Genomic DNA, 16668 nt, shown 5'->3' on the forward strand with positions numbered 1-16668 from the left:
CCGTGCCCGGCCGGGAAACCCCCGGGGTCACGCGGACGCGGCCGAACCCGGCGCGGCGAGGCCCGGCGCGTCGTCGACCGGCGAGCGGTCGAGCAGACCGGTGACGCCGGTCAGGTCGAGGATGGTCTCCAGGAACCGGGGGACCGACCGCAGCTCGATGGTGGTGCCCGCGTGCTGGCCCTCCCGCCAGGCGTGCACGATCACGGACAGGCCGGTGCTGTCCATGAACTGCAGGTCGCCGAAGTCGAACACGAGCGTCACCGGACGCGCGGCGAGCAGCCGGTCGATCTCGGCGCGCAGCGGGGTCGCCGTGGCGTACGCCAGGTCGCCGCCGACGACCACCACCGGAACGGCCGGGTCGGAACGATCCACGGAGATGCTCAGCGGGCTCGCCTCGGGCCTTCTCCGTTGAGGAACCACGTCACGCCTTTCCGCGGGGCTGCCGGCCGGGACCGGGATGACAGGATCGTAACAACAGCGGCATCACCTCGCTGGACGCGCGAGCGGGCCTGGCAGCGCCGTGGGGTGGCGGTCCCGGCATACCGGCGTAGGGTGGGCGGGGAGACGTGACCACAGGCGCCGGGTCCGGCGCCCCCGGGTGTCGACGAGGAGAGTGGGGCTCAGCTGGTGACTGCTGCCGACGTCAGGGGTGCCGACCCGGGCGACGGACGGATCTCCACGCCGAGCGTCGCACGGGCTCCGGCGTGGTCCGCCGGCGCGCCCGCGCCGTCCGCCCTGCCGCCGCTGGCCGCCGACCGCGACCTCACCGTCCCGAACTGGTCCGAGGTGGTCGAGCACTTCCGTGAGGGCCTGGTCGTCTGCGACGCCGACGGTGTCGTCCAGCACGTGAGCCCGGTCGCGGAGCGCCTGATCCCCGAGGTGACGCCCGGCGAGCTGCTGGCCGCCGCCGGTCCGGCCCCGCTGCGCGGCGACGGGCCGGCCGAGTTCACCCACCACGGGCGGCGGCTGCGCGTACGCCCGGTCGCACTGTCCCGCCGCCGGCGCTGCTGGTACGTCGACGACGTCACCGAGATCGTCAGCCGGGCCGACGCGCTGCTGGCCGAGCGGGCCCGCTCGGCGTTCCTCGCCGTGGTGGGCGAGAAGCTCGGCAACCCGCTGCACCCGGACCGGGCCGCCGCCGCGGTGGTGCGCCTGGCCGTGCCCACGGCGGCCGACGTGGCGGTCCTGGTCCTCGCCCCCCGCTCCGGCCGGGCCCGCTGGTGGCGGGCGGTACGCGCCGACGACCGGCCGCCGGTGGTGGACAGCGGGGTGCTGCCGGCCACGGCGCTTCCCGCGGCGATCGAGGCCGGCCTGGCCGGCACCGAGCCGCACGAGCTGGACTGGCTGGTCGAGCAGGCCGCCGATGCCGGCTGGCTGCCCGGCCTGGGTGCCTCCGGCGCCACCGCGCGGGTGGTGCCGCTGCCCGGCCGGGAGGCGCCTGCCGGTGCGCTGCTGGTGGCGCGGCGCGCCGACCGCTGGTACGACGAGGCCGACATGGACCTGGTCCGCGCGTTCGCAGCCCGGGCCGGTGCGGCGCTGACCACCGCCATGCTCTACCGCGACCAGGCTGAGGTCGCCGACACGTTGCAGGCCAGCCTGCTGCCGGTCGAGCCGGCCGCCGCGACGGGCGTGCAGTGGGGCACCGCGTACCGGCCGGCGCAGGCCGGGCTGCGCATCGGCGGTGACTTCTACGGCTCGCACCGGCTCGCCGACGGCGGCTCGGTCTTCTTCCTCGGTGACGTGTCCGGCAAGGGCGTGGAGGCGGCCGTGTTCACCGGCCAGCTGCGCCAGTGCCTGCAGGCGCTGCACCGGGTCGAGACGCAGCCGGGGCGGCTGCTGAAGCTGCTCAACGACGCGTTGCTGGAGACCACGCAGGCGCACGGGCAGGGTCGGTTCGCCACCCTGGTGCTCGGCGTGGCCCGGCCGCACCGCGACGGCGGCCTGACGCTGAGCCTGGCCGGCGGCGGGCACCTGCCGCCGCTGGTGCTGCGGGAGTCCGGCGAGGTCGAGGTGGTGCCGCTGCGCGGCATGCTGATCGGCGTGGTGCCCGATCCCCGCATCGGCGAGGTGACAGTGCACCTGGCGCCGGGGGAGACCTGCCTGTTCTACAGCGACGGGGTGACCGAGGCGCGCGGCGGCCGGCGCGGCGACGAGCAGTTCGGCCCCGAGCGGCTGCTCCACGCGGTGACCGGCTGCCACCGGATGCCCGCGCCGGCGCTCGCCGAGCGGGTCGAGCAGGTGACCTGCGACTGGCTCGCGCACGGTGACCACGACGACATCGCGGTGCTGGCGCTGCGCGCCACCGGACCGGCCGGGCGGGCGCCGCGGCACCTGCACGCGGTGCCGGACCCGGCCGTGACCGAACCGACGAGGGAGTTGTCCGCGTGACCGTGCCGACCGTCGAGGCCGATCCGGGCAAGGCCTTCCCCCGCTACCTGGAGTGCCTGGCCGACGCCGACGAGTCCGCCGCCGTGGCGGTGGCCCGGGGGCTGCTGGAAGCGGGTGTGCCGGCCGAGCGGGTGCTGCTGGACCTGGTCGCACCGGCCCAGGCCGAGGTGGGAGAACGCTGGGCCCGCAACGAGTGGAGCGTCGCCCAGGAGCACGCCGCCACCCACATCAGCGAGCGGGTGGTGGCGGCGGTGGCCGGGTACGCCGATCCCCGCCCGACCCGCGGGCGGATCGTGATGGCCTGCATGGACGGCGAGTGGCACGCGCTGCCGGCCCGGCTGGTGGCCGAGGTGCTGCGGCTGCGCGGCTGGCAGGTGGTCTTCCTCGGCGCCAGTGTCCCGGCCGCGCACCTGGTGTCCTACCTGCACCGCTACGACGCGGAGGCGGTGGCGCTGGCCTGCGCGCTGCCGATGCGGCTGCCGCACGCGCACCGGATGGTGGAGGCGTGCCGCCGCTCCGACGTGCCGGTGGTGGTCGGTGGCCGGGGCTTCGGCGACGACGGCCGCTGGGCGCGTGTGCTCGGCGTGCCGTGGGCGCCCGACGCGCCGGCCGCGGCGGACCTGGTGGCCGACGAGCGAGCGCTGCGCGAGGCGCCGCCAGCGCGGCTGGACCACCTGGCCGACGACGAGTACGCCAGCCTGGTGAAGCGGCGTGGCGAGCTGATCGACAGCGCCCTGGCCGATCTGCGGGAGCGGGTGCCGTCGACCGCGGACTACACGCCCGCGCAACTCGACTCCACGATCAGCGACCTCGGCTACATCGTGGACTTCCTGGCCGCCGCGCTCTACGTGGACGACGCGACGCTGTTCACCGGGTTCGTCGAGTGGCTGGTGGAGATCCTGGTCAGCCGCGGGGTGCCGGCGGGCGCGGTCGGGCTGACGCTGGAGCACTATGGACAGCAGCTGCGGGACTTCCCGCGCGCGGCCGCCTTCCTCGACCGGGGCCGCGCTCTGGTGGGCGGGCTGTCGGCGGCGGGCCGCTGACGGGCACCGGGGCGACCGTCGCATATACTTGCACCACTGCAAGTGTTTCCTGTGGTGGGAGCGAGGGGGGCCACTGTGACGTTCACCGTCACGTACGCCCAGCGGGACGGGGGCGGCGCCCGCCTCCGGCTGGCCGGCGAGCTCGACCTCGGCACGGCCGGAGAGCTGAACTCGGCGATCGACCGGCTGATCGCCGAGGGGCACCGTAAGCTGCTGCTCGATCTCACCGACCTGACGTTCTGCGACTCCACCGGCATCGCGGCGTTCGTCCGGGGGGACAACGTCGCCGCCGCCGACGGCGGCTGGCTGCGGCTCACCGGGGCGACCGGGCGGGTCGCCCGGGTGCTCCAGGTGACCGGGCTGGCCGAGGTGCTCCACCACGACCGCGACACCGTCGACCCGACCGCGCCGGCCGCCTCCTGATCCGATACATTTCCCCGCCAGCAGCCGGCCGTGCGGCCGGACGCCCTCCTCACCGAGAAACAGGTAACCCCATGGGTCAGACCAGTCCCAGCCCCGTTCGCATCCTGGTGGTGGACGACGACCCGGGCGACGTCCTGATGATCGAGGAGGCGCTCGCCGACTCCGACGTCGACAAGGTCATCGACGTGGTCGCCGACGGCCAGGAGGCGATGGAGTTCCTCCGCCGCGAGGGCCGGCACACCGAGGCGCAGCGCCCGGACGTGATCCTGCTCGACCTGAACATGCCCCGGATGGACGGGCGGCAGGTGCTCGGCGAGGTCAAGGGTGACGAGAGCCTGCGGACCATCCCGATCGTCGTGCTCACCACCTCCAACGCCGACACCGACGTGGTCAGCAGCTACACGCTGCAGGCCAACGCGTACGTGACGAAGCCGATCGACCTGGACGACTTCAACGACGTGGTGCGCCGGATCGACGAGTTCTTCGGACGGGTGGTCGTGCTCCCGAAGCACCAGTAGGGGCGGGAAGTCCGGGCCCCCGCATCCTGCACATTTTGTGGGAACGGCCGCGCCCGGGAGCGCCCGGACCGCAGGATCGGCTGGTGGGGACGCACACCGGCTGCCTGGGGGGCGACGCATGAGGTTCTCGGTGGTGGAGACCGGCTACGACAGGCGGCAGGTGGACGCCTGCCTGGACGAGCTGAGCCTGCGGCTGGGACGGCTGGCGGCGCGTGCGGAGGGTGCCGCCGGGGCCGGCCGGGAGTGGGACCAGATCCGGTCGGACGCCCTGCACCTGTGCGATTTCCTGCATCGCCGTACCGCTCCGGTCGAGGGCGGCACGTCCCGCCCGCCGGCCGCCGAACGGGAGGCGGCCGTGCTGCTCGCGCAGGCCCGCGCCGAGCTGGAGGCCGCCCGCGAGGAGGCCCGCCGGTTGCGGGAGGAGGCGTACGCCGAGGCCGTGCGGGCCCGCCGCGAGTTCGAGGCGGCCCTGCTGGCCCGCCGCCGCCGGGAGTCCCGGGTCGACGAGATCCTGGCCGGTGCGCGGGGCGATCGGGTGGCGGTGGACACCCCCACCGCCGCGGCGGGCGTGCGCCCCGGTGGCGACGGGCGCAGCGCCGCGTGACCCGCGCCGGTCAGACCAGCGCCGCCACCACGGTCGTGGCGCGCTTCTCGTGCCGGGCGTACGCGTCGGGGTAGGCGGACACCTGCACCGCCTGGGCCGCGGCGGTGACGCTCATGTCCGCCCAGCCGGGCACCTCGCGCAGCGCGGCGTAGAAGGCCCGGGTCGCGTACGCCGGCCGCATGAGCTGGGCGACGGTGCCCCAGCCGCTGCTGGGCCGCTGCTGGAACAGCCCGACCGAGTCGTGGTCGGAGCCGCTGCCCTGGTGCGGGTGGTCGAAGGACTCCGGCAGTACGTCGCTGGCCAGGTTGTAGAGGTCGCTCTCCTGCATGGCGGTGGCGACGGCGACGACCAGGGCCCGGCGGGGCATCTTCATCTCCCGCCCCACGTCGACGATGGCCTTGGCGTTGTCCATCTGCCGCTGGTCCAGGCCGGCGACCGGCCGAGGGCGCTTGGGCGGCGCAGGCTTGCGCGCCGGCTTCTTCGTCGCCGGGGTGGCGCTGGGCGTGGGAGCCGGCGGCGGCAGGGCCGCAGCGGCCGGTGGCGCGATCCGGGTGAAGTCGCGGGAGGCGCGCTGGTCGGCGGCGGCCCGGTCGGCGACCGCCTCGCGTACCTCCAGGTGCGCCGGGCCGGTCTCGCCGACGCCTGCCACGCCGATCAGGCCGAGGCAGCAGGTGACGCCGGTGGCGACAGCGATCCGGCCGGGTACGGTCCGGGCCGGGCCGCGTCGCGGCGGTCCCGGGGCGCGGTGACGCCCCACTCTCCGTTCGGCTGATGCCGGGTCAATCGTTCGGCGAACCGGGCGGTTGGCGGGCAGCGGCTGATGATCGGAGTCGTCGGGATGCACCCGCCGAGGCTAGAAAGCTTCCGGGCCTTTGCCATCGGGGTGATTGGTGGCATGCGCCACAATCTGCCGGATTCGCGGGCCGCATTAGGGGTGCTGAATCATGAAAACCGCCAACCTCGCGTACCCGGAAGAATGCCTATGTCGGTTTCAGCGGTGTGAAACGGACGTCATGCCGAGCCGGTGGCGGCGTACCCCCGGCTCCTCCGTTCGGCGGAGGGTGCCCTGGTCGGAAAGCCTGCGCGGGGCGGCGGTCCACCGACCCGCCGGGATCGACGCCTCGCTATCGGACACTCCGCGCCTGCGCCCTGTGGATCATGGCGAGGCCGCCGCGCGGCGGCCCGGGCGCTCGATACGATTCCCACGGTGACGGAGCGGATGGTCGACGAGCGCCCGAGCGGCCCCCGCAGCCGGCGCGGCACGCTCGTCGTCGTCTGCGCCGTGCTGCTCGCGCTGCTGCTCGCCGGGCACCGGCTGGTGCCCAACGTCCACGGCCTGGGCAGCCTGGTGGACAGCGTCACCCCGCTGCTCGGGATCGCCGTACCGCTGCTCGCGCTGGCGGCGCTGCTGCGCCGCTCCCGGCCCGCGCTGCTGGCGGTGCTGCTACCGGCCCTGATCTGGGCCGGACTGTACGGACGCGCCTGGCTGCCCCCGGCCGCCGGCGCGGACGGCGCCACGGTCCGGGTGGTCAGCCAGAACCTGCGCGTGAGCAACCCCGACCCGGCCGCCACCGTCGGCGCGCTGACCGGCGACGCCCCGGACCTGATCGGCCTTCAGGAGGTCGCCGACGGCGGCCGGGTGGCGCCGGTGCTGGCCGAGCGCTACCCGCACCGGGCGGTCGTGTCGACAGTCGCGCTGTGGAGCCGGTGGCCGATCCGCGAGGCGCACGGCGTGGACACCGGGCTGGGCTGGGACCGCGCGCTGCGGGCCGTGGTGGCCGCGCCCCGGGGCGACCTGACCGTGTACGTGGTCCACCTCGGCTCCGCCCGGGCCGGCCACACCGCCACCCGGGACCAGACCGTGGCCGCGCTGGCCGACGCCGTGCGCGCCGACCCGGCCGACCGGCTGGTGGTGCTCGGCGACCTGAACACCGCCACCACCGACCGCGTCTTCGACCCGCTGACCCGGCTGCTCGGCGACGCGCAGGCCGAGGCCGGGCAGGGATTCGGCTTCACCTGGCCGGCGGAGCTACCGGTCACCCGCCCGGACCACGTCCTCTACCGGGGCCTCACGCCGACCACCGCCGGGGTGCTGCACACCCCGGACAGCGACCACCGCGCGGTGACGGCCGGCTTCCGCTGGTGAACGCTCAGTGCCGGCCGTTCTCCGCCGGGGTCACGGTGAGCCGGTGCCGGCTCGGGTCGCCGCTGGAGAACGGCCACAGTCGGTCGGCGTACGCGACCAGGTCGGCCAGCTGATCCCGGGTCAGTCCCGCCGAGGAGATCTCGGCGTGCACGTCGGCCCGGTAGCGGCCGTCGTCGTCGCGGCCCAGCTTCGCCTCGGCCGTCACCTGCACGGTGTGCGCCTCGTCCGTGATCTCCCCGGCCGCCTCCACCGCCGCGTGGTGCAGGCAGGAGGCGAACGCCGCGGCCAGGAGCTGCTCCGGCGTCAGGCCGGTGCAGTGCGGCGCCAGCGGGGACGCCAGGGCGGAGGAGAGCCCGCCGTCGTCGGTGCGTACGTGACCGCCCGCCGCGGTCGCCGTGGCCGTCTCGGCCAGCCAGGAACTCGGATCCGGCATCGCGTTCCTCCCGTCACTCACCGGACCGCGTTCCCGGACCCGCAGCGGCGAAACCGTGCCCGGGCGGGCAGTAGGAGCGCTCAGCCGACCCGGCCGCTGGTCGCGGCGTCGACGGCCATCGCCTCGGTGGCCTCGGCGGCGGCCCGGCTGGTCCACGGCGACACCTGCGGTTCGCGCTGCCGGGGCAGCGTCGCGGTCATCGGTACGTAGACCCGGGCGTCCACCGCCTCGGCCAGCAGCAGCGCGGCCATCGGGCTGGTCGGCCGGGCGGACGGGTCGGCGTCGAGGCAGCGCCGGCACAGCTCGGCCACCTCGGCGGGCAGCCCGGGCACCTCGGGCAGGGGGCGGGGCGGCCGGCGGCGGCGCGACCCGAGCAGCTGGGTGGTGCTGCCGGCCTCGTACGGCAGCTCGCCGGTGAGGCAGTAGAACAGCAGCACGCCGAGCGCGTACATGTCGGCGGCCGGCGTGACCGGCCGCCGGTCGAGCTGCTCCGGCGCCAGGTACGCCGGGGTGCCCACCACCACGCCGTCCGGAGTGTGGTCCGGTGCCCCGGCCGGGGTGGCGATGCCGAAGTCGAGCACCTTCACCCCGCACGGGGTGAGGATCACGTTCGCGGGCTTCACGTCCCGGTGCACGATGCCGTGCGCGTGCGCGGCGGCGAGCGCGGCGCACACCTCGGCGCAGACCCGGACCGCGATCCGCCAGTCCAGCGGCCCGCTGCGCAGGTGCGCGGCGAGCGTCTCGCCCTCGGCCAGCTCCATCACGATGTACGGCACCGGCCGCCCGTCCGGCAGCGTCGCGGTGCCGAAGTCGTGCACGCTGGCGACGTTCGGGTGCACCAGCCGCGCCGCCGAGCGCGCCTCGGCCCGGATCCGGTCCACCGAGCCGGCGTCGCCGTCGAGCGCGGGGGAGATGAGCTTCACCGCGACGGTCCGGTCCAGCACGCGGTCGTGCGCGCGCCACACCTCCGACATGCCGCCCAGGCCGGCTCGCTGTTCGAGCTCGTACCGCCCGCCCAGCGTCCGCATCACCCACTCCTCGCCTCGTCGGTGCCCTCCGGTCCCGCTACCCGGCCCCGGAGCTGTGCAAACCGCCGAGGGGCGGCGCCGCGGCGGGGTAGCTTCGCGGCGGGGGCGTCGAGGAACGGGGGCAGTGGTGACCGTGGTGCGCGTACGGTTCGTCGGCGGACCGGCCGACGAGCTGACCCGGGAGCTGCCGGCCGGGCCGGACGGCGCGCCGCCGCTCCGGTGGGTGCTGCGTCATCCGGAGGAACCGGCCGAGGGCATCGCCGACCACCTCTACGAGCGCGACGACCACGCGTCGCCCGGTGGCTGGACGATGCGGTACGTGCACACGTTCCCGTTCGGCGCGACCGAGTGAGGCCCGGGAGCGGCCGGGCGCGCCGCGTCAGGCCGGCCGGACGCCGGTGGTGCCGAGGATGACCGAGGCGACCAGCTCCGGGTCGTCGTGCATCGGCACGTGCCCGCAGCCGGGCAGGTCCAGGTGCCGTGCGGCGGGCAGCCGGGTACGCGCCAGCGCCGCCTGCCGGTAGGGCAGGATCCGGTCCCGCGTACCCCAGGCCACTGTGACCGGCACCGTCGGCGCGCCCGCGTAGGCGTACCCCCGTCCGGCGCGGGCGACGGCGCGGAACGCCCGCGCCTGGCGCAGCGCGCGGGCGTCGGCGAGCGCGTCGTCGAGGGCCATCCGGTTGGGCCGGGCCAGGATCATGCCCATCGCCAGCATCCGCAGCGCGGGCGCGGCGAACAGGCGGCGCAGCACCGGTTCGGGCAGCCGGGCCGCGTTGCGGTGCAGGGACAGCACGGTCAGCGCCCAGCGCAGCTCACGCGCGGTGCAGAACCCGGCCGGCGACAGCGCGGTGGCCGACGAGACCGCGCCGAGCGCGGCCAGCTCCAGCGCGATCGCCCCGCCCAGGCTGTTGCCCGCGACGTGCGGGCGTTCCAGCCCGAACGCGGCGAACAGCTCGACCATGGCCACGGCCAGGCCGGGCATGTCGGCGGGCAGCCCGGCGGCGGGCACCGGGGAGCGGCCGAAGCCGGGCAGGTCGACGGCTATCACGTCGTGCGCCTCGGCGAGGCGGTCCAGCACCGGCCGCCAGGCGCCGCCGTGGTGGCCGATGCCGTGCAGCAGCACCAGCGTGGGCCCGGCGCCCCGCCGCTCGTAGACGACGTCCACCGGCGCGGTCACGGTCGCCCCTGCGGCGTGCTGGCGCCGAAGCCCCGGCCCAGCGCCCGGGACTGCTCCTCGATCAGCGGGACGGTGGCCCGTGCGGTGCGCCCCACCAGCCGGTCGGCCAGCGGGCTGACCAGCACCGATCGCATCGCTTGCACGCCGGCCACGGCGCGCGGCACGTACACCCGGCGGCTGCGGCGCTCGATCGCCCGGACGAACGCCTCGGCGCACTCGGCCACCGTGGTGGTGCGCCGCAGCGGCCAGGGCAGCTTCGCCAGCGCCGTGGAGAAAGCCGGCAGGTCGGCGCGCGCCTCGCGAACCAGGTCGGTGTCCACCCACGACGGATGTGCGGTGCCCACCGCCACGCCCCGGTGCGCCAGTTCGAGGCGGATCGCGTTGCCGAACTGCTCGACGCCCGCCTTCGACGCGCAGTAGGCGGCCATGCCGGGCAGCGCGGCGAACGCCGCGGCCGAGGAGACGATCAGCAGGTAGCCGCCCCGGTCCACGAGCGCCGGCACGGTCGCCGCCGCCGTGCGCATGACCCCGATCAGGTTGACCTCGACGGTACGCACCAGCGCCTCGACGTCGCCGACGGCGATCGTGCCGCGGTTGGCGACCCCGGCGTTCGCGACCACCGCGTCGATCCCGCCCAGCGCTGCCACGGTGCCGTCGACCGCCTCGGCCAGCGCCTGCTGGTCGGTGACGTCGGCGGCGAACCAGGCGTGCCCCGGGCCCAGCTCGGCGGCGAGCGCGGCGAGCCGGTCGGGTTCCAGCCCGACGAGGGACAACCGGGCGCCGCGTGCGGCGGCGAGGCGGGCGGTGTGCTCGCCGATGCCCCGGGCCGCGCCGGTCACCAGCACCACCTTGCCGGCCAGCCGGCCGGAAAAACGACCGTCGATGGACATGCCGGGAAGTTACCACCGGGTAGCCCGGGTGCGGAAGACCTCGCCGGACCTGCCCGGAACGGCACCGTACGGCGCGCACAGCTGGTACACAGGATCGGGACAGCCCGGCGACAGCGGGCCCGCCCACGATGGGGGCATGGTCATGAACGCGCAGTCCGCGCAGGGCCGCATCGAGCTGCGCCGCCCGGACGGCGAACCGGTGCGGGTGCTCGTCGTCGACGACGAGCCGACGCTCACCGACCTGCTCTCGATGGCCCTGCGGTACGAGGGCTGGCAGGTCGCCACCGCCGGCAGCGGCATGGCGGCGGTCACCACCGCCCGCCAGTTCCGCCCGGACGCCGTGGTGCTCGACGTGATGCTGCCCGACCTGGACGGCTTCCAGGTGCTGCGCCGCCTGCGCGAGGAGTCCCCGAGCGTGCCGGTGCTGTTCCTCACCGCCCGCGACGCCGTGGAGGAACGCGTCGCCGGGCTCACCGTCGGCGGCGACGACTACGTCACCAAGCCGTTCAGCCTGGAGGAGGTGATCGCCCGGCTGCGCGCGCTGCTGCGCCGCTCCGGCTTCGCGGTCGCCGCCCGCCAGGAGGCGGTGCTCACCGTCGGCGACCTCACCCTCGACGAGGACAGTCACGAGGTACGCCGCGGCAACGACCTGATCACGCTCACCGCCACCGAGTTCGAGCTGCTCCGCTACCTCATGCGCAACCCGCGCCGCGTGCTCAGCAAGGCGCAGATCCTCGACCGGGTGTGGAACTACGACTTCGGCGGCCAGGCCAACGTGGTCGAGCTGTACATCTCGTACCTGCGCAAGAAGATCGACGCGGGCCGCGCGCCCATGATCCACACATTGCGCGGGGCGGGTTATGTCCTCAAGCCCGCCGAGTGACAGCCGTGGCCGGCTGCGCCGCCGCCTGGCCGGCTGGTCGCTGCGCCGCCGGCTCGTGCTCTCCGTGGTGGCGCTGCTCGCGCTGGTCAGCCTCGGCATCGGCGGCCTGACCACAGTGGCGCTGCGGCACTTCCTGACCGACCAGATCGACAACCAGCTCACCTTCGGCGACCGTCGGCCCGCCGACTTCGAACGCTGGGCCCGGCGCGGCATCGACCCGCCGCGCCCGGATCAGCGGCCCACCCCGCCGGACTCCGACGAGGTCGCGCCGGACCCCCCGGGCGGCTTCCCGCCCGGCTCCATCGCGGTCCGGGTGCCCGCCGCCGCCGAACCCGTCGGCCGGGTCCGGTCCGAGAGCGGCGGCAGCGAAGAGGTGCCCGCCGCCGACCTGACCGCGCTGGCCCGCGTACCCGTCGGCGACCGCCCGCGCACCGTCGTCGTCGGGGACCGGGGGGACTACCGCGCGATCGCGCTGCCCTCGCCGCGCGGCGACGGCGACGTGCTGGTCCTCGCGATCCCGCTGGCCCAGGTGGACGACACCGTCATGTGGATGATCGTCGCGCAGGCCGGGGTGATCGGCGCCGGCCTGGTCATCGCCGGCGCCCTCGGTCTGCTCATCGTCCGGGTCACGCTGCGCCCGCTCAACCGCGTCGCCGCCACCGCCGCCCGGGTCACCGAACTGCCGCTCGACCGTGGCGAGGTCGCCCTGTCCGTGCGGGTCCCGGCCGCCGACACCGACCCCCGCACCGAGGTCGGGCAGGTCGGCGGCGCGCTCAACCGGATGCTCGGCCACGTCGCCGCCGCGCTCGCCGCCCGGCAGGCCAGCGAGACCCGGGTACGCCAGTTCGTCGCCGACGCCAGCCACGAGCTGCGCACCCCCCTCGCGGCCATCCGCGGGTACGCCGAGGTGGCCCGCCGGGGCCGCCAGGAGGTGCCGCCCGACGTGGCGCACGCGCTGCGCCGCGTCGAGTCGGAGAGCACCCGGATGACCAGCCTCGTCGACGACCTGCTGCTGCTGGCCCGGCTGGACTCCGGCCGCCCGCTCACCGCCGAGCCGGTCGATCTGACCGCCATGTCGGTGAACGCGGTCAGCGACGCGCACGTCGCCGGTCCGGACCACCGCTGGCAACTCGACCTGCCCGACGAGCCGCTCACCGTCACCGGTGACGCCCACCGGCTGCACCAGGTGCTGGCGAACCTGCTGGCGAACGCACGGGTGCACACCCCGGCCGGCACCACAGTCACGGTCCGGCTCGCACCGGCGCCCGACGGCGTCGAACTGCGCGTCACCGACGACGGGCCGGGCATCCCGGAGCAGTTGCAGCCGGAGGTCTTCGAGCGGTTCGCGCGCGGCGACACCTCCCGCTCCCGCGCCCAGGGCAGCACCGGCCTGGGACTGGCCATCGTCGCCGCCGTGGTGGAGGCACACCACGGCCGGGTCGACGTGATCAGCCGGCCCGGCCGTACCGCGTTCACGGTCTGGCTGCCCGGATCCACAGCCGACGCATAGGCCGTTCACGGGAGCGGGCCAGCGGGCCCGCCGAGTCTTGCCGGCATGAACCGAACCGACAGCCTGCCGACCGTGCCCACGGCCGCGTCACCCGGCACCGAGCCGGCCCCCGCGTCCGTACCTCTGGAGACCCGCACCGGCCGCGATCCGCGCTGGGCCCGGCCCGCCCTGCTCGGCCTGCTGGTCGTGACCGCGCTGCTCTACCTGTGGGGTCTGGGCGCCTCCGGCTGGGCCAACGCGTTCTACTCGGCCGCCGTGCAGGCCGGGTCGCAGAGCTGGACGGCGTTCTTCTACGGCTCGTCCGACGCGGCCAACTCGATCACGGTGGACAAGACCCCCGCCTCGCTGTGGCTGATGGCGCTCTCGGTGCGCATCTTCGGCCTGAGCGGCTGGTCGATCCTCGTGCCGCAGGCGCTGCTCGGCGTCGCCTCCGTCGGCGTGCTGTACGCGACGGTCCGCCGCTGGTACGGCCCGGCCGCCGGACTGCTCGCCGGTGCGGTGCTCGCGCTCACCCCGGTGGCGACGCTGATGTTCCGGTTCAACAACCCGGACGCGCTGCTGGTGTTCCTGCTCGTCGCCGCCGCGTACGCCACGGTGCGTGCGGTCGAGACGGCGAGCACCCGGTGGATCGCGCTGACCGGCGTGCTCGTCGGCTTCGGTTTCCTCACCAAGATGCTCCAGGCGTTCCTGGTGATCCCGGTCTTCGCCGGCGTCTACCTGCTGGCCGCCCCGACCGGCCTCGGACGGCGGATCCGCCGGCTCCTGCTCGCCGGGCTCGCAGTGGTCGTCTCCGCCGGCTGGTGGGTGGCGATCGTCGAGCTGGTGCCGGCGAGTGCCCGCCCGTACATCGGCGGTTCGCAGAACAACAGCATCCTGGAGCTGACGCTCGGCTACAACGGCCTGGGCCGCATCACCGGCGACGAGGTGGGCAGCGTCGGTGGCGGCGGGCGGCCCGGTGGGGGAGGCGGCGGACCGTTCTCCGGCCAGACCGGGCTGCTGCGGATGTTCGACACCGAGGTCGGCGGGCAGATCTCCTGGCTGCTGCCGGCCGCGCTGATCCTGCTGGTCGCGGGGCTGTGGCTGGCCGGGCGGGCGCCGCGTACCGACCGCACCCGGGCCGGTCTGCTGCTCTGGGGCGGCTGGCTGCTGGTCACCGGACTGATCTTCAGCTTCATGTCCGGGATCTTCCACGCGTACTACACGGTCGCCCTGGCCCCGGCGGTCGGCGCGCTGGTCGGCATCGGGACCACCCTGCTGTGGCGCGCCCGCTCCGCGGCGGTCCGGTGGCGCCGGCTGGCCGCCACGCTGGCCCTGGCCGGCACGCTGGCGGTCACCGCCTGGTGGTCGTGGCACCTGCTCGGCCGCACCCCCGACTGGCACCCCTGGCTGCGCCCCACAGTCCTGGCCCTGGGCCTGACCACCGCCGTCCTCCTGGCTGTCTCGGCGGTGATCAAGGAGTTCGGGTCCGGGAACGGCGTTCAGGACGACGCGAACTCCTTGGTCAACTCGGAGGCGCGGGCAACGGCGGGGCACCGGACCGGGTTCGCCGGGCGGGTCGTGCGGTGGGTCGCGCCGGTGGTGTCCGTCGCCGGGATCGCGGTGGCGCTGGCCGGGCCGGCCGCGTACGCGATGCAGACCGCTGCCACCCCGCACAGCGGCGCCATTCCGAGCGCCGGGCCGGCCGGAGCGGGTGGCTTCGGTGGCCCGGGTGGACCGGGCGGGCGGATGCCCGGGAACGGGCAGTTCCCGGGTGGCCCCCCGGGCGGGACCGGGCAGTTCCCCGGCTTCCCGGGCGGACCGAACGGCACCGGCCGGGACGGCGGGGCGAACGCCGGCGGATTCCCCGGCTTCCCGGGGGGCGGCCAGGCTCCGGGCGCACCCGGCGGCACCGGGCAGGACGGCACCACGCCGGGTGGCATCCCCGGTCAGGGTGGCTTCCCCGGACAGGACGGCGGGACCGGGCAGGAGGGGCGGGGGCAGCGCGGCGGTGGCATGGGCGGGCTGCTCGACGCCCGCGAGCCGAGCGCCGAGATGACCGCGCTGCTCACCGCCGACGCCGACGACTACACCTGGGTCGCCGCGACTGTCGGCTCGAACAACGCCTCCGGTTACCAGCTGGCGACCGGCCGGCCGGTCATGCCGATCGGCGGGTTCAACGGCAGTGACCCGTCGCCGACGCTCGCCCAGTTCCAGCGGTACGTCGCGGACGGGCGGATCCACTACTTCCTCGGCGGCGGCGGGTTCCGGGCCAACGGCGGCAGCAACGCCTCGGCCGAGATCGCCGCCTGGGTCGCGGAGAACTTCACCGCGACCACCGTCGACGGCGTGACCGTGTACGACCTGAGCAGCGGAAAGCAGGGCTGAGCGATGACTGACACGTACGCGCCCCGGGCCGCCGTGCAGGCCCGGCCCGCCGCAGACAGCGCGGTGCTCGACGTGGTGGTGCCGGTCTACAACGAGGAGGCCGACCTCGGGCCCTGCGTCCGGCGGCTGCACGCGCACCTGACCGCGCACTTCCCGTACCCGTTCCGGATCACGGTGGCCGACAACGCCAGCGTGGACGGCACCCCGGCGGTGGCCCGGGCACTCGCCGACGAGTTGCCCGAGGTGGGGGTGCTGCGCCTGGACGAGAAGGGCCGCGGGCGGGCGTTGCGGGCGGCGTGGTCGGCGTCGCCGGCGCCGGTGCTCGCGTACATGGACGTGGACCTGTCCACCGACCTGGCCGCGCTGCTGCCGCTTGTCGCGCCGCTCATCTCCGGGCACTCGGACCTGGCCATCGGCACCCGGCTGGCCCGCACCAGCCGGGTGGTCCGGGGCACCAAGCGGGAGGTCATCTCGCGCGGCTACAACCTGCTGCTGCGCGGTGCGCTGGCGGCGCGTTTCTCCGACGCCCAGTGCGGGTTCAAGGCGATCCGCGCCGACGTGGCCGCCGAACTGCTGCCGCTGGTGCGCGACACCGGCTGGTTCTTCGACACCGAGCTGCTGGTGCTGGCGCAGCGGGCCGGGCTGCGCATCCACGAGGTGCCGGTGGACTGGGTGGACGACCCGGACAGCCGGGTCGACATCGTCGCCACCGCGCTGGCCGACCTGCGCGGTATCGGGCGGCTGGGCCGGGCGCTGGTGACCGGGGCGCTGCCGCTGGCGCAGTTGCGCGCCCAGCTCGGCCGGGGGCCGTTGCCGGCACCGCCGGCGCAGGTGCCGATCGGGTTGCCGCGCCAGCTCGCCCGGTTCGCCGCGGTGGGCGTGGCGAGCACGCTCGCGTACCTGCTGTTGTTCCTGCTGGCCCGCGGCCCGCTCGGGGCGCAACCGGCGAACCTGCTGGCGCTGCTACTCACCGCGGTGGCCAACACGGCGGCCAACCGGCGGCTCACATTCGGGGTCAGCGGGCGCCGGCACGCCGGCCGGCACCACCTCCAGGGGCTGCTCGCGTTCGCGCTCGGTCTGGCCCTGACCAGCGGCTCCCTCGCCGTGTTGCACGCCACCACCACCCCGAACCGCGCCCTGGAGCTGACCGTCCTGGTCGCGGCCAACCTGGCCGCGACCGCCCTGCGCTTCCTCCTGCTCCGCCTCGCCATGCACCACCGCCCCTGACCCCCACCCCCCAGAAACATCCCGTCGATCATGA

Annotated in this window: 17 protein-coding genes; 11 read left to right on the top strand and 6 right to left on the bottom strand. The window is 75.4% G+C overall.

The annotated features are described in order from the left end of the window. Window positions 1–27 precede the first annotated feature (27 nt). A complete protein-coding gene (locus tag O7611_RS12120; RefSeq protein ID WP_194801685.1) occupies window positions 28–372 on the bottom strand; it encodes an STAS domain-containing protein in 345 nt (114 codons plus the stop codon). A 255-nt stretch (window positions 373–627) separates the two neighbouring features. On the opposite strand from O7611_RS12120, the gene O7611_RS12125 reads away from it, so the two are divergent. The 5 genes from O7611_RS12125 (at window position 628) to O7611_RS12145 (ending at window position 4976) form a co-directional block, all read left to right on the top strand. Beyond that, window positions 628–2388 carry a PP2C family protein-serine/threonine phosphatase gene (locus tag O7611_RS12125; RefSeq protein ID WP_194801684.1) on the top strand — a complete coding sequence of 587 codons (1761 nt, stop codon included), beginning with the start codon at window positions 628–630 and terminating at the stop codon, window positions 2386–2388. Continuing rightward, a complete protein-coding gene (locus O7611_RS12130; protein WP_194801683.1) occupies window positions 2385–3431 on the top strand; it encodes a cobalamin B12-binding domain-containing protein in 1047 nt (348 codons plus the stop codon). Before O7611_RS12125 ends, O7611_RS12130 begins: the two co-directional genes overlap by 4 nt. A 75-nt stretch (window positions 3432–3506) precedes the next feature. Then, window positions 3507–3854: an STAS domain-containing protein gene (locus tag O7611_RS12135; RefSeq protein ID WP_194801682.1), complete on the top strand. Its 348-nt coding sequence runs from the start codon at window positions 3507–3509 to the stop codon at window positions 3852–3854. Between the two features lie 71 nt (window positions 3855–3925). Then, the gene (locus O7611_RS12140; protein WP_120570165.1) at window positions 3926–4372 is read left to right on the top strand and encodes a response regulator; all 447 of its coding nucleotides are present in this window, start codon (window positions 3926–3928) and stop codon (window positions 4370–4372) included. Window positions 4373–4490: 118 nt separating this feature from the next. Further along, window positions 4491–4976 (top strand): ATPase, encoded by a 486-nt coding sequence (locus O7611_RS12145; protein ID WP_194801681.1) that lies wholly within the window; start codon window positions 4491–4493, stop codon window positions 4974–4976. 10 nt (window positions 4977–4986) lie between these two features. Here the strand turns inward: O7611_RS12145 and O7611_RS12150 are convergent, their stop codons facing one another. Further along, window positions 4987–5820, bottom strand: a complete 834-nt coding sequence (locus O7611_RS12150; protein WP_442929343.1) for a hypothetical protein — start codon at window positions 5818–5820, stop codon at window positions 4987–4989. 363 nt (window positions 5821–6183) lie between these two features. Here O7611_RS12150 and O7611_RS12155 point away from each other — a divergent pair, with 363 nt between their 5' ends. Beyond that, window positions 6184–7122, top strand: coding sequence for an endonuclease/exonuclease/phosphatase family protein (locus O7611_RS12155; RefSeq protein WP_269696852.1), 939 nt, complete (start codon window positions 6184–6186; stop codon window positions 7120–7122). Window positions 7123–7126: 4 nt separating this feature from the next. Here the strand turns inward: O7611_RS12155 and O7611_RS12160 are convergent, their stop codons facing one another. Next, window positions 7127–7555 carry an OsmC family protein gene (locus O7611_RS12160; protein WP_013285994.1) on the bottom strand — a complete coding sequence of 143 codons (429 nt, stop codon included), beginning with the start codon at window positions 7553–7555 and terminating at the stop codon, window positions 7127–7129. Window positions 7556–7635: 80 nt separating this feature from the next. Further along, a complete protein-coding gene (locus O7611_RS12165; protein WP_269696853.1) occupies window positions 7636–8583 on the bottom strand; it encodes a serine/threonine-protein kinase in 948 nt (315 codons plus the stop codon). Window positions 8584–8710: 127 nt separating this feature from the next. On the opposite strand from O7611_RS12165, the gene O7611_RS12170 reads away from it, so the two are divergent. Further along, entirely contained in the window at window positions 8711–8935 is a 225-nt protein-coding gene (locus O7611_RS12170; protein ID WP_194801678.1) for a hypothetical protein, read from the top strand. Window positions 8936–8962: 27 nt separating this feature from the next. On the opposite strand, the gene O7611_RS12175 is transcribed toward O7611_RS12170, so the two are convergent. Together O7611_RS12175 and O7611_RS12180 are read right to left on the bottom strand one after the other, a co-directional pair. Then, window positions 8963–9760, bottom strand: a complete 798-nt coding sequence (locus O7611_RS12175; protein WP_194801677.1) for an alpha/beta fold hydrolase — start codon at window positions 9758–9760, stop codon at window positions 8963–8965. Then, complete coding sequence (locus tag O7611_RS12180) at window positions 9757–10650, bottom strand: SDR family oxidoreductase (protein WP_194801676.1); 894 nt, start codon at window positions 10648–10650, stop codon at window positions 9757–9759. The genes O7611_RS12175 and O7611_RS12180 overlap by 4 nt, the downstream gene beginning before the upstream one ends. A gap of 136 nt (window positions 10651–10786) precedes the next feature. Here O7611_RS12180 and O7611_RS12185 point away from each other — a divergent pair, with 136 nt between their 5' ends. The 4 genes from O7611_RS12185 to O7611_RS12200 are packed head-to-tail and all read left to right on the top strand — an operon-like array spanning window position 10787 to window position 16634. Further along, on the top strand, window positions 10787–11533 hold the full coding sequence (locus tag O7611_RS12185; protein ID WP_370584969.1) for a response regulator transcription factor: 747 nt from the start codon (window positions 10787–10789) through the stop codon (window positions 11531–11533). Then, window positions 11511–13043, top strand: coding sequence for a sensor histidine kinase (locus O7611_RS12190; protein WP_269696854.1), 1533 nt, complete (start codon window positions 11511–11513; stop codon window positions 13041–13043). The genes O7611_RS12185 and O7611_RS12190 overlap by 23 nt, the downstream gene beginning before the upstream one ends. A 45-nt stretch (window positions 13044–13088) precedes the next feature. Next, entirely contained in the window at window positions 13089–15407 is a 2319-nt protein-coding gene (locus O7611_RS12195; RefSeq protein WP_269696855.1) for a glycosyltransferase family 39 protein, read from the top strand. A gap of 3 nt (window positions 15408–15410) precedes the next feature. After that, window positions 15411–16634, top strand: coding sequence for a dolichyl-phosphate beta-glucosyltransferase (locus O7611_RS12200; RefSeq protein ID WP_269696856.1), 1224 nt, complete (start codon window positions 15411–15413; stop codon window positions 16632–16634). Window positions 16635–16668: the final 34 nt, after the last annotated feature.

The organism is Micromonospora sp. WMMC273 (genome assembly GCF_027460285.1).
Taxonomy (GTDB): domain Bacteria; phylum Actinomycetota; class Actinomycetes; order Mycobacteriales; family Micromonosporaceae; genus Micromonospora; species Micromonospora aurantiaca.

What these genes read in the sequence shown, in the direction of transcription:
- O7611_RS12190 (WP_269696854.1), top strand. Translation starts at nt 11,511, where the DNA reads ATGTCCTCAAGCCCGCCGAGTGACAGCCGTGGCCGGCTGCGCCGCCGC.
- O7611_RS12160 (WP_013285994.1), bottom strand. Translation starts at nt 7,555, where the DNA reads ATGCCGGATCCGAGTTCCTGGCTGGCCGAGACGGCCACGGCGACCGCG.
- O7611_RS12140 (WP_120570165.1), top strand. Translation starts at nt 3,926, where the DNA reads ATGGGTCAGACCAGTCCCAGCCCCGTTCGCATCCTGGTGGTGGACGAC.
- O7611_RS12165 (WP_269696853.1), bottom strand. Translation starts at nt 8,583, where the DNA reads ATGCGGACGCTGGGCGGGCGGTACGAGCTCGAACAGCGAGCCGGCCTG.
- O7611_RS12145 (WP_194801681.1), top strand. Translation starts at nt 4,491, where the DNA reads ATGAGGTTCTCGGTGGTGGAGACCGGCTACGACAGGCGGCAGGTGGAC.
- O7611_RS12195 (WP_269696855.1), top strand. Translation starts at nt 13,089, where the DNA reads ATGAACCGAACCGACAGCCTGCCGACCGTGCCCACGGCCGCGTCACCC.
- O7611_RS12200 (WP_269696856.1), top strand. Translation starts at nt 15,411, where the DNA reads ATGACTGACACGTACGCGCCCCGGGCCGCCGTGCAGGCCCGGCCCGCC.
- O7611_RS12185 (WP_370584969.1), top strand. Translation starts at nt 10,787, where the DNA reads ATGGTCATGAACGCGCAGTCCGCGCAGGGCCGCATCGAGCTGCGCCGC.
- O7611_RS12180 (WP_194801676.1), bottom strand. Translation starts at nt 10,650, where the DNA reads ATGTCCATCGACGGTCGTTTTTCCGGCCGGCTGGCCGGCAAGGTGGTG.